This is a genomic window from Streptomyces sp. NPDC055189 (genome assembly GCF_053606765.1).
Window position 1 is genome coordinate 92,560 of record NZ_JBSGSG010000023.1, and the last position, 11,688, is coordinate 104,247.

Here is an 11,688-nt window from a genome sequence, read left to right on the forward strand (position 1 = left end):
GTCGGACGACCACGATCATCTGTGTGCGGACGAGGTGGAGACCATTGACTGCGTATGACATTTCTGTGACAGCCGGCGAGGGCGCGGCGGAGGTGTCGGCGTGCTGCGCGGCGAGCCGGGGCGCGGGCGGCTCACAGCAGGCCCCGCTGTCCGCGCCTGCTGTCCCTGCCCCCCTTCCCGCGGCCCGTCGTGCCTCAGGCCGGGGCATGGTGGCGCTGCCCGGCGGGACGTTCCGGATGGGCAACGAGGACGGGTATGCCAATCCCGGCGACGGGGAGGGGCCGGTGCGTGAAGTGACCGTATCGGCGTTCCGCATCGATGAACATGCCGTCACCAACGCGCAGTTCGCCGCTTTCGTGAAGGAGACGGGCTTCGTGACGGCCGCCGAGCGGTTCGGTTGGTCGTACGTCTTTGCGGGTTTCCTTGCGCCCGAGCAGGTGCGCGCGACGCCCGCGCCCGGCGGTACGCCCTGGTGGCGCGGGGTGCAGGGCGCCACTTGGCGGGCGCCGGAGGGGCCGGGCTCCGGGGTCGGGGACCGTGCGCGGCACCCGGTGACGCATGTGAGCTGGGACGACGCGAGCGCGTATGCCGCCTGGGCGGGAAAGCGGCTGCCCACCGAGGCGGAGTGGGAGTTCGCCGCGCGGGGCGGCCTCGACCAGGCGCGCTACCCCTGGGGCGATGAGCTGACGCCGCGGGGCCGGTGGCGGTGCAACATCTGGCAGGGCAGGTTCCCGGTGGTGAACACCGGCGAGGACGGCCACACGGGGACGGCGCCGGTGGACGCCTATCGGCCCAATGCGTACGGGCTTTTCAATGTGGTGGGCAATGTGTGGGAGTGGGTCGGCGACCGCTTCACGGCCGTGCACGACGCGGCCGGCGCGGTGGACCCGCGCGGGCCCGGGGAGGGTGAGGGGCGGGTGATGCGGGGTGGCTCGTACATGTGCCACGACTCGTACTGCAACCGCTACCGGGTGGCGGCGCGGACCTCCAATACCCCGGATTCGAGCAGCGGGAACTGCGGGTTCCGCTGCGCGGCGGATGCGTAGACCGGAGAACTCGCAGGCCAACGGCCTATATACGGCGGGTATACGGCGGGCGGGTTGACGGAGTGAGTGCTCACTCCGATACTTTTCCGCATGGTCACGGAATCGAGCCGGCGCCGGGCGCCGGCGATGGGCCCCGAGCAGCGGCGGGAGATGATCGTCCGCGCCGCCCTGCCTCTGGTGATCGAGCACGGCAGTGCGGTGACGACCCGCCAGGTCGCGCAGGCCGCCGGCATCGGGGAAGGCACGATCTTCCGTGTCTTCGCGGACAAGGACGAACTCCTGGACGCCTGTGTGTCCGAGGCGCTCAGCCCGGACAGCGCCGTCGCGGAACTGGCCGCCGTGTCCCTGGAGCAGCCGCTGACCGCCCGGCTCACCGAGGCGGTCTCGGCGCTGCACGCCCATGTGGACCGGATCGGCGCGCTGGTCGGCGCACTCCACGCGACGGGCGGGCGCAGCCGCGGTGACCGTCCCGGCGGCGCGGGCGGTGCGCCCGACCGCGCGGCCGGTTCCGCGCGGGTGCGTGAGGCACTGTCCGAACTCTTCGAGCCGGAGCGGGCATCGCTGCGCCTGGCTCCCGAGCAGGCCGCGCTGATCTTCCTGGGCTTGCTGTTCGTCGGTGTCGGCAGACCGTCGTCACCACAAGCCGCTCAGGAGAAGGCAGGGGAGCCGCACGTGGACATCCCCGACCTGGTCCATGTCTTTCTGCACGGCGTCCTGTCCCGGCCGGGGGAGCCGTGAGCCGGCGTCCCGTCCCGGCCGCTCCAGCCCGAGAGGCGCATCATGCCCATCACGCTGAACCACACCATCGTCCCGGCCGTCGACAACGACGCGGCGGCGCGCTTCTTCGCCTCCGTCATGGGTTTGCACTACGCGGGCCCGGACCGGCATTTCGCCCCGGTGCGGGTCAACGACACCCTCACGCTGGACTTCATGACGGTCGAGAACCCGAGCGGGCATCACCTGGCCTTCGACGTCGCCCCCGCGGACATCGAGGCGATCCTGGCCCGTCTGCGCGCCGCCGGGGTGCCCTACGGCAATGACCCCGGCGAGCCCGACAACGGCCGGATCGACCACCCGCTGTGCGCCCGCGGCCTGTACTTCGTCGACGACGCCCGCAATCTCTACGAAGTCATGTCCCCGAGCTGAGAGCCACCTGCCGCGGGCCGGTCATGGTGCCTTCGCCCGAAGGACCGAGGGACGGGGTGTCTCGGCGACGACGGCCCGGCGCAGCTGTTCCGGCTTCGGCGGCAGCAGGGTGCTGAGGTTGTAGCGGGCACGGCCGCGGCGGTAGCTGGTGATCAGGCCGTTCTCCTCCAGGGGGAGTCCGGCCGGGCGGAGGGTGGCCAGGCCGTCGTCGTCGAGCAGTCCGGCGTGGTTGGGGCGCAGGCTCACCCACAGTTTGCTGGTGCCGTGGGCGCGTTCGACCAGTTCCCGGCGCAGCGGCAGCCAGCGCTCCAGCGCCGCCCGGCTCAGCGACGAGAGAGCCAGCCAGTCGCCTTGCTCCGGTTGGCTGCTGCCGTGCTGAGGGCGGCGTTCGACGTACACCGCGCGGTTGTCGGGGGCGAGGTGGGACAGGCGCAAGGCGACCAGTTCGCCGGAGCGCGGGGCGGCGTCCAGGATGAGGGCGAGTACGGCGGTCAGGCGGGTCCGGCCCGGCGACAGACGGCCGGTCCCGAGGTCCTGGTCGAGCTGGTTGCGCAGGGCCGCCAGGTCGCCGAACTCCGGTGTGGGCTGCAGCATCAACGCGCCGCCGGCGAGCCGCAGCGGCGGCAGGCCGATCGACTCGCGCAGCACGTCGACGCACTGCCTGCGGATCTCGTTGGTCGGCTCCGAGGTGGGCGGCCGCGCCCCCTTCACCAGCCGGGCGCGCAGGGCGCCGGACTCCGCGATGCGCAGGTAGGGGCCGAGCGCGTCGCGTTCGAGCAGCCGGCGCAGGGAGCGTCGCGCGCCGACGGGCAGCGCGTCACGCGACAGGGCCCGCAGCAGTTCGCCGCGGACCATGCCCAGCTGTCGGCGGCGGGCCTCGCCGACAGCCAGTTCGTCGAGGAGCCTGTCCAACGCGGTGATCGAGCGGTACTCCGGCACCCGCCGATTCTCGCTCACGCGGGCGCGGACCGGTGCCGAGCGTCGCCGAATGCCGCAGCCCGCGGTGTCAGGTCGACCAGATGACCCGGCCGTTGTGCACGATGACCACCTTGCCGTCGGCCCGCAGGACCAGCTGGGCGCCCTCGTGGCCGTGGCTCTTGGAGGCCCAGATGGGGCGGTCGTCGCCGTTGTGGATGACGAGGTTGCCGTCCTGCTGGAAGATCGCCCGGTGGTTCTCGCCGAAGGTCATGGCCGCCCAGATGGGCTTGCCCTTCTCGTTGTAGACGACGAGGTTGCCGTCGGTCTGCATGACCATGCGGATGCGGTTGGTGGTCCAGGCCTGCTTGACCTCGAGGACACTGGGGGCCGATACGGTCTCGGTGCTCCAGTTCGGCTTCGGGGCCGCCTTGGGCTTGGGCTTGGACGCGGGCTTCTTCTCGGGCGACTTGCTCGGGCTCGGCTGCGGGGCGGGCACGGCAACCTTGGGTACCGGGGCCTTGGGCTTCTCGGTCTTCTTCGGCTTCTTCTCGGACGGCGACGCACTGGGCTTCTTGGCCTTGTAGTCGGCCGCGGGCCCGGAATTCGGGTTCAGGACGGTGTCTCCCGCGGACAGCTCCTTGTTGCCCTGCGGGGGCTCGTCGTTCCGCGCGCTGCCGACCAGGAGCAGGGGTATCGCGATCAGGGCTGCACCGGCGATCGCGGCGCCCGCCAGGACCGGCTTGCGGGGGCGCCCCCTGTCGACGCCGGTGGCGGACTTGACGCCGGGCGGCGCCGTGCCGACGGCCGCCGCCACGGCGACGCGGCCCTCCTCGGGTGCCTCGGTGTTCCCGTCGGGCGCGGCGGCGGCCTTCCCGGCCGGGGAGGTGCGTGACTCTGCCTCGGGGGTGGCTGCGGGCGGGGTCGGTGTCTCTTCGCCGGGTGCCTCGGGGGCGGCGGTCTTCGCCTCCGGCGTGGTGGGGGTGGTCTTCCCGTCCGGGGTGGAGGTGGCCTTGGCCTCCGGGGCGGTGGGTGAGGCTTCCTCGCCGGATGGGGCTGGGGCCGGGACGGGGGCTGCCTTGTTGTCCGGGGCGGCAGGAGCGGCGTTCTCGTCCGGCGTGGAGGGCCCGGAACTTCCGTCCGGCTTGGAGGGTCCGGGACCCCCGTCCGGCGCGGGCGGCTCGGACCGTTCGTCCGGGGCGGAGGGCGTGGTCGGCGGTCCGGCCTCTCCTGTGGGGGTGGCGGCCGTCTCCGCGTTCGCGCCGGGGGTGCGGTGCTGGGGGGACATGCGGTACTCCTCGGGGGCGGAGCTGTCGGGGGTGAGCACAAGTCCGCGTGGCGGCCGGGGCGGTCGAGCGCCGGTCACCACACAGGTGTTGGGCGGGAGCCGCGTCGAAATGAGCCGGTTCGGCTCGGTGTTTGATGCCGGTCTCCGCGTGGTCGGTCGCGGTGGCGGCCGCAGGCCGGTCCGACGCCTTCCGGGCTGCGAGGTCTTCCCGTACGGCCCTGGCCTGGAGGTCCGGCCGGAACGCACTGCACGTCGGCGGGGCCGACAGCGTGCCCAACTTAGCCCGTCACGGGGCCCATGACCGCTTCTCCCGTCACAACGGTCCCTTCGCTTTGTCCCCTCACGCCTCACTGCTCCCAAAAAGTTCTCCACTCGGGCGTCAAACGGGCACGCCTGAGCCCGAAACGGATCTTCCCCAAAACCCAACGGGAGGGACGCGTGTGGCATTCTGGTGACTCCCGGACGTGATCAGTGTCGGCGTGCGCGCCTGTTGTCCGGCGCCCAACGATGCGTACGGACCGAAGAGTTCAGGTGAAGATGCGGCCCGGAGAACGGCAAGAGGGCAGGCGTGATGCCGTCGAGCCCGTGACGTCCGACGGGCCGGGCCCTGCCGCCACCCCCGCGCCATCCGCCGACGCAGCGCCCAAGGCCCCCGAAGAAGGCACCGTCACACCCGAGATACCCGAGGCCGTACGAGCCGCCGCCCGCCGAGCGCCGGGACACTGGATCGGTGTCGTCGACCCGGAGTGGACCGACGAACGGACGCCACCGGAATGGGCGGTGCTCGGGGAGTGGCAGTCCGACGAGAGCGGCGGCGTGGGCGACTACCGCGCCAACCCTGCCTACCGGCCGTCGGCCCGGGTGCTCGGCTGGCCCGAGCCCACCGACCCGGTGGACGCGGCGGCACAGCGGGCCGCCACCGGCTACGGCTCGGTGGACGAGGCGCTCGCGGCGCTCGCCGGTGCGGAGCTCACGGTGGTACGCGGACCGGACGGCGGCCCGCTCACGGCCGCCGGGCAGGACGGATCCCCGGTTGTGCTGTCGTTCACCTCCCCGGCACACGAGTTCATGTCCGCGGCACTTATGCATGACATGCTCCCGGCGCGGGAGCTGGCGCGTTCGCTGAGCGGATCGGGCACTTGGCTGTCGGTCAACGCCGGTGCCGCAGCCCCCTTGCTCATCCCCGCGGACAGCCTTCTCGATCCCGTTAGCGGGCCGGGGACCGAGCAGACGCCCGCAGCGGACGCTCCGGACTCCCCTGAACCCCGACCCCACACCACAGGGAGGACCTCGTGACGAGTTCGGCCCAGCAGCCCCCCACGCCCCAGAGGGCCGAGACCGGTTCCGACGGCGAAGAGACGATGACCGCGGCGGCCACCGTCGCCGAGTCGAAGTCGAAGACCGGGCCCCAGTCGAAGACGGAGCCCAAGACCGAGGCCAAGACCGGGACTGAGGCCAAGACCGAGGCCGAGGCCAAGCCCGAGCCCGTCAAGACCGAAGCCAAGCCCGAACCCGCCAAGTCCGAAGCAGCGGCCGGTCAGGGCAAGAGCGGCGCCGAACCCGGCGAAGGCGAAGCAGCCGCATCCGCGAGCGGGGCCAAGTCCGGTACGGAGCCCGAGGCCGACCCCGGAGCCGCAACCGCGGCCAAGAGCCGGCTGCCCGCGCTCGTACGGACCGTGTCCGCGACGGCGATCGGCAAGCCGCAGCAGCGGACCGGGCCGGTGGGCCGGCCGGGCAGGGCGGTGCTCGCCGGGGCCGCGGTCGCCGGGGCGCTGCTCGTGTCGGTGCCGTTGCTGACGCTCGGCGGGGACGACGACAAGGACCGCAAGACCTCGGCGTCGGCGGGCACCGTCCTCGGCGGCGACGAGCAGGAGGCACCGGGCGACTTCGCACAGACCGCGCCCGACACCGGCTCCAAGGACGACGAGAAGGACGACGGCAAGGCCGAGAAGCCGGAGAAGCCGGCCAAGGAAGCCGCCGAGTCCGCCCCGGCGAAGGACGCGGAAGAGAAGGCCGAGTCGAAGGACGACGGCAAGAAGACCCAGACGGAGAAGCAGCGCAGCGAGAAGAAGTCCGACGGGAAGAAGGACACGCCCAAGAAGGCCAACCCCGGCCTGACCCTCAGCGCCCCCGTCTCCTTCCGCAGTCACCTCTCGGGCCGCTGCATCGACGTACCGGGACACGACTTCAGCGACGGCAAGCAGCTGCACATGTGGGACTGCAACGGCGCTCCTGCGCAGAAGTTCCAGTTCGCCTCGGACGGCACCATCCGCATCCAGGGCAAGTGCCTGGACGTCGCCAACGCGAACTTCAACGACCGGACGGCCATCCAGATCGCCTGGTGCAACGGCGCCGACGCCCAGAAGTTCGCGCTGAACGCCAGCCACGACCTGGTCAACACCGTGGTCGGCAAGTGCGTCGACATCAACGGCAGCAACCGCGAGAACCGCGCTCCTCTGGAGCTGTGGGGCTGCACCGGCAGGGACAACCAGAAGTGGAGCGTCTGACCGGACGCCCCTGGCGCACCGGACCGGGAGCACATCACTCCCGGCGCCCGCCCGCCGCACGGGGCGAGGCATGATGGCACCGTCGGTTCGCCGACACCGCGCTCCCGGTGAGGGGGCGCCCCGTTGCAGAGGCCGCCATGGCAAGGAGGTTGGTGCGTGTCGCGCCAGGTACTGACGGTCGGTCAGGGAGGCCAGGACCGCTACCGGACGATCGGTGAGGCACTCGTGGCCGCCCGGACCGGCGCGCTCATCAGCGTCCGGCCGGGGACGTACGCGGAGAACCTCGTGATCCACACCCGGGTCACCCTCACCGCCGCCGAGGGGCGGGGCACCGTGGAGATCAGGCCGCGCTCGGGCAGTGTGCTCGCGCTGCGCGCCGACGCGGTGATGCTCTCCGAGCTGACATTGCGCGGCGGCGACGCGGAGTTGCCGGCCGTGGACGTGCGGCGCGGGCAGGCCGCACTCGACGGCTGCGAGATCGTCGGCGCCGCCTGGACCGCGATGCTGGCCGGGGGCACCGGCTCCCTGGCGCTGCGGGAGTGCCGGGTGAGCAACCCGCAGGGCGCGGGCATCGTGGTCACCTCGACCACGCCCACCACCGTGGAGTCCTGCAACTTCGAGCACCTGGGCACCAGCGGCCTGGTCATCGCGGAGGAGGGCGACGCGCGCGTGCGCGGCTGTACGGTGCGCGGCGCGCGCGGCAACGGCCTGCTCGCCAACGGCGAGGCCCGCGGCACCGTCGAGGACTGCGACTTCTCCTCCACCGACAAACCCTCCATCGCCCTGGAGGAGAACTCCGCCCTGACGGTAGTGCGCACCGTGGTGCACGACACCAGTACCGGCGTGCACCTGAGCAGCGCGGGCCGTACGACGCTCGAGGACGTCCGCGTCACCGGCGCGTCCGGCAACGGGATCGCGCTGGCCGGGGGCAGCGACCCGGTGCTTCGCCGCTGCCGGGTCTCGCGCACCCGCGGCCACGGCGTCCTGGTCACCGACCGGGCGCGCGGCACCTTCGAGGACTGCTGGGTGGACGGCGCGCAGGGCGCGGCGCTGCGGGTCGCCGGGGGAGCGTCGCCGGCGCTGACCGGTCTCACGGTCCGCGACTGCGACGGGACCGCGCTGCTCCTGGAGGAGGACTCGGCGCCCGAGCTCGATCGTCTGGAAGTGATCGGCGGCTCGCCGGCCATCGCGGTACGCAGCGGCGCCAACCCGCTGCTGCGCCGGGCCCGTCTGGTGGAGCCCGCCGGTGACGGCATCGCGGCCACCAAGGACGCCCGCGGCCGCGCCGAGGACTGCGAGGTCGTGCGGCCCAAGGGTGCGGGCGTGCGCGTGGCCTCGGGCAGCACCCTCTACCTGGCCGGCGGCGGCGTCTCCGACACGTCCGCCAACGGCCTGCTCGTGGAGGACGGCGGCAACGTCACCGTCCGCGACTTCCGCGTGGAGATATCCGGCGAGGAAGGGGTGGTCGTCGCCGCGGGCGGCGAACTGACCGCCAACCGCACCACGGTGCACGCCGCCAAGGGCCACGGCTTCCTGCTCCGCGAGGGCGCGCTCGCCTCGCTCAGCGGCTGCGAGGTCTCCGGCGGTGAACAGGACGGCTTCCGGGTGGAGTCCACCGCGCCGGTCTCCGTGGTGAACTGCCTCGCGAGGGAGAACGCGGGCGGCGGCCTGGTGCAGACCGCGCCCGGTGAACGGCTCGCCGTGGAGGGCCTCAGCAGCGTCAGCAACGGCAAGCGGGACGCCTGGGGCACCGGCAGCGCGGAGAACACCGACCCGGCGGGTTCCGGCTCGGGGGACGCGCCGCCGCCGGACCGCGAGGACGGCCCGCTCGGCGCCCTGAACGCGCTGATCGGCCTGGAGAACGTCAAGCAGCAGGTGGGCACCCTGGTCAATCTGACCCAGCTCGCCCAGCGCCGCGAACAACTCGGCATGTCGGCGCCGCCGATGAGCCGGCACCTGATCTTCGCCGGGCCGCCCGGCACCGGCAAGACCACCGTCGCCCGCCTCTACGGGTCGATCCTGGCCGAACTCGGCTCGCTGCGCAGCGGACACCTGGTGGAGGTCTCCCGCGCCGATCTGGTCGCGCAGGTCGTCGGCGGTACCGCCATCAAGACCACCGAGACCTTCCAGCGTGCTCTTGGCGGTGTGCTGTTCGTCGACGAGGCGTACACGCTCACCGCGGACAGCGGCAACGGCGGCGCCGACTTCGGCCGCGAGGCGGTGGACACCCTGCTCAAGCTGATGGAGGACCACCGCGACGACGTGGTGGTGGTCGCGGCCGGCTACTCCCGCGAGATGGACTCCTTCCTCGGCTCCAACCCGGGTCTTGCCTCGCGCTTCTCGCGGACCGTGGAGTTCGAGAACTACTCGGTGCCCGAACTGGTCGCGATCATGGGCAACATGTGTGCCCAGCACCAGTACGAGCTGGGCGAGGGCACCGCCGACGCGCTGGCCGCGCACTTCGAGGCCATGCCGCGCGACGCGGGCTTCGGCAACGGCCGTGCCGCGCGCGGGGTGTTCGAGGAGATGGTGGACAGACAGGCGGTACGTCTTGCCACCCTGCCGCAGGTCAGCGAGAGCGACCTGCGGCTGCTGCTGCCCGAGGACGTCTCCGTGGCCGCCGCGGCCACGGGCGCCGAGAGCGCGGCCCCGGCCGACGACCCGCTGACCCGCCTGGGCGACATGGTCGGCCTGGCCGAGGTGAAGCGCGAGGTCGCGGACCTGGTCAACCTCATCACCACCGCCCGCCACCGCGCGGCCGCAGGCCTTCCGGTGCCCTCGCTCAGCAACCACCTGGTCTTCACCGGGCCGCCCGGCACCGGCAAGACCACCGTCGCCCGCCTCTACGGCGAGATCCTGACCCAACTGGGCATCCTGAACCGGGGCCAGCTGGTCGAGGCGGCCCGCGCCGACCTGGTCGGCCGCTACATCGGCCACACCGCCCAGCTCACCCGCGAGGTCTTCGAACGGGCCCGCGGCGGCGTGCTGTTCATCGACGAGGCCTACACCCTCACCCCGGCCGGCGGCGGCGCCGACTTCGGCCAGGAGGCGGTGGACACCCTGCTCAAGCTCATGGAGGACCATCGCGACGAGGTGGTCGTCATCGTCGCCGGCTACACCGACGAGATGGAGCGCTTCCTCGCCTCCAACCCCGGCCTCTCCTCGCGCTTCCCGCGCCGGATCGGCTTCTCCGACTACTCCTCGGAAGAGCTGGTCACCATCGTGCGCGCCCAGGCCGCGGCCATGGGATACGAGTGCGGTCCCGGCACAGGACCGCTGCTCAGGGAGTACTTCGACTCGCTGCCGAGGGACCGCTCCTTCGGCAACGCACGCCTGGCCCGCCAGGTGGTCGAGTCGATGGTCACGCGCCAGGCGGGACGCCTCAGTTCACTGGCCGCACCCACCCTGGACGACCTGCGCATCCTGATCCCCGAGGACGTCGTGTCCGCGGCCCCGAAGGCGGCCCCCCGGTGAAGTCATCCGCCCGCGGGTCCGCCCGCCTGCTGTCCGGCGCCGGTCTCGCCGCCGCGCTGCTGCTCACCGTGTCCGCCCCTGCCGCCCTTGCGGGCCCCTTCGCGCAGCCTCCGGCGGCCGAGGGCAAGAAGGGCCAGGAACTGCCCGGCATGCCCACCGCGCTCGATCCGGACGCCGGGGACGCGCCCTGCACCCCCGCCTCCAGTGAGAAGGCCGAGAAACAGGACTGGTCGCGCCAGCGCCTGGATCTGGACCGGCTGCACAAGTACGGCACCGGTGCGGGCGTGACCGTCGCCCTGATCGGCACCGGTGTCGCCCCCGATGCCGCCGGGCTCAAGGGCCGGGTCACCGCCGGGGGCACGGCAGGTGAGGACTGCGTGGGCCACGGCACCTTCCTGGCCGGCCTCATCGCAGGCAACGGCGGGGACAGCCCGCGCCTGGCCGGGGTCGCCCCCGGCGCCGAGATCCTGGCCCTGCGCGGCACGGGAACGCGCGGGCAGGCCGACGCCGATCTGGTCACCCGGGCGGTGCGCGAGGCGACCGAGGCCCGCGCCGGAGTCATCGCGATCGCGGTGGCCCTGCCGCGCCGTGACAAGGAGTTGACCCGCGCGGTCGCCGAGGCCCGCCGCGCGGGCGCCGTGGTCATCGCCGCGGCCACCCCGGACGCGACAGGGCGCGGCGCCGATGAGGTCCCCTCCCGCACCTACTGGCCGGCCGGTGAACCCAGTGTCCTCTCGGTGGCCGACATGCTCCCCGCCGGTGTCCGCCCGGACGGCGCGCTTCCCACCGACGGCATCGACCTGGCCGCCCCCGGCGCCGGAGTGGTCTCCGGCGGGCCGCGCGGCGCGGGCCACTATCTCGGCGCGGGCGCCTCGGTGGCCGCCGCCCAGGCAGCCGGGGCCGCCGCCGTGGTCCGCGCCGCCCACCCCGGCGAGAAGCCCGATGTCGTCGCGCGCCGCCTGACCGCCACCGCCTACCCCGCGGACATCCCGCAGCTGGATGCCTACGCCGCCGTCACCACGGTCCTCGGCTCCTCGGGCCACTCCACCGGCTCCGAGCACGCGACGAACGCCGTGGCCGTGCGCGACACCTCCGGCGCCGATCGCGCGACGGACCGCGCCACCCTGTTCGTACTGCTGGGCTCGGCCGCCGTCTTCGCCCTTCTCTGGGGCGCTTTTGTGCTGCCCCGGGCCCGCGGCAGGGGCTGGCGCCCGGCCGAGGCGGGTGGACCGGCGAAGGACTGAGTCGAGGGCTGAGTCACGGACCGGGCGAAAGACCGGGCGCAACAGGAAGCGGGGGCCACCAAGAGTCG

General features: G+C 73.0%; 9 protein-coding genes. 7 read left to right on the forward strand and 2 right to left on the reverse strand.

The window, feature by feature from the left end:
- Positions 1–65 precede the first annotated feature (65 nt).
- The 3 genes from ACWFR3_RS19235 to ACWFR3_RS19245 all read left to right on the forward strand — a co-directional run bounded on the left by ACWFR3_RS19235 (position 66) and on the right by ACWFR3_RS19245 (position 2,192).
- Entirely contained in the window at positions 66–1,046 is a 981-nt protein-coding gene (locus ACWFR3_RS19235) for a formylglycine-generating enzyme family protein (RefSeq protein ID WP_453735786.1), read from the forward strand.
- 90 nt (positions 1,047–1,136) lie between these two features.
- A complete protein-coding gene (locus tag ACWFR3_RS19240; protein WP_453735787.1) occupies positions 1,137–1,784 on the forward strand; it encodes a TetR/AcrR family transcriptional regulator in 648 nt (215 codons plus the stop codon).
- 42 nt (positions 1,785–1,826) lie between these two features.
- Positions 1,827–2,192, forward strand: a complete 366-nt coding sequence (locus ACWFR3_RS19245; protein WP_453735788.1) for a VOC family protein — start codon at positions 1,827–1,829, stop codon at positions 2,190–2,192.
- 21 nt (positions 2,193–2,213) lie between these two features.
- Here the strand turns inward: ACWFR3_RS19245 and ACWFR3_RS19250 are convergent, their stop codons facing one another.
- Positions 2,214–3,131, reverse strand: coding sequence for a hypothetical protein (locus tag ACWFR3_RS19250; protein ID WP_453735789.1), 918 nt, complete (start codon positions 3,129–3,131; stop codon positions 2,214–2,216).
- Between the two features lie 67 nt (positions 3,132–3,198).
- Positions 3,199–4,395: a mannose-binding protein gene (locus ACWFR3_RS19255; RefSeq protein WP_453735790.1), complete on the reverse strand. Its 1,197-nt coding sequence runs from the start codon at positions 4,393–4,395 to the stop codon at positions 3,199–3,201.
- 537 nt (positions 4,396–4,932) lie between these two features.
- Here ACWFR3_RS19255 and ACWFR3_RS19260 point away from each other — a divergent pair.
- The 4 genes from ACWFR3_RS19260 (at position 4,933) to ACWFR3_RS19275 (ending at position 11,620) form a co-directional block, all read left to right on the forward strand.
- Positions 4,933–5,691 (forward strand): type VII secretion system-associated protein, encoded by a 759-nt coding sequence (locus ACWFR3_RS19260; RefSeq protein WP_453735799.1) that lies wholly within the window; start codon positions 4,933–4,935, stop codon positions 5,689–5,691.
- Positions 5,688–6,902 (forward strand): ricin-type beta-trefoil lectin domain protein, encoded by a 1,215-nt coding sequence (locus ACWFR3_RS19265; protein WP_453735791.1) that lies wholly within the window; start codon positions 5,688–5,690, stop codon positions 6,900–6,902. Before ACWFR3_RS19260 ends, ACWFR3_RS19265 begins: the two co-directional genes overlap by 4 nt.
- A 156-nt stretch (positions 6,903–7,058) precedes the next feature.
- Positions 7,059–10,376: a right-handed parallel beta-helix repeat-containing protein gene (locus tag ACWFR3_RS19270; RefSeq protein ID WP_453735792.1), complete on the forward strand. Its 3,318-nt coding sequence runs from the start codon at positions 7,059–7,061 to the stop codon at positions 10,374–10,376.
- Positions 10,373–11,620: a S8 family serine peptidase gene (locus tag ACWFR3_RS19275; RefSeq protein WP_453735793.1), complete on the forward strand. Its 1,248-nt coding sequence runs from the start codon at positions 10,373–10,375 to the stop codon at positions 11,618–11,620. The genes ACWFR3_RS19270 and ACWFR3_RS19275 overlap by 4 nt, the downstream gene beginning before the upstream one ends.
- The last annotated feature ends 68 nt before the right edge of the window (positions 11,621–11,688 follow it).

Bases quoted from the DNA above. Each gene is read 5' to 3' on its own strand.
- ACWFR3_RS19255 (WP_453735790.1), bottom strand. From the start codon at position 4,395: ATGTCCCCCCAGCACCGCACCCCCGGCGCGAACGCGGAGACGGCCGCC.
- ACWFR3_RS19240 (WP_453735787.1), top strand. From the start codon at position 1,137: ATGGTCACGGAATCGAGCCGGCGCCGGGCGCCGGCGATGGGCCCCGAG.
- ACWFR3_RS19245 (WP_453735788.1), top strand. From the start codon at position 1,827: ATGCCCATCACGCTGAACCACACCATCGTCCCGGCCGTCGACAACGAC.
- ACWFR3_RS19260 (WP_453735799.1), top strand. From the start codon at position 4,933: ATGCGGCCCGGAGAACGGCAAGAGGGCAGGCGTGATGCCGTCGAGCCC.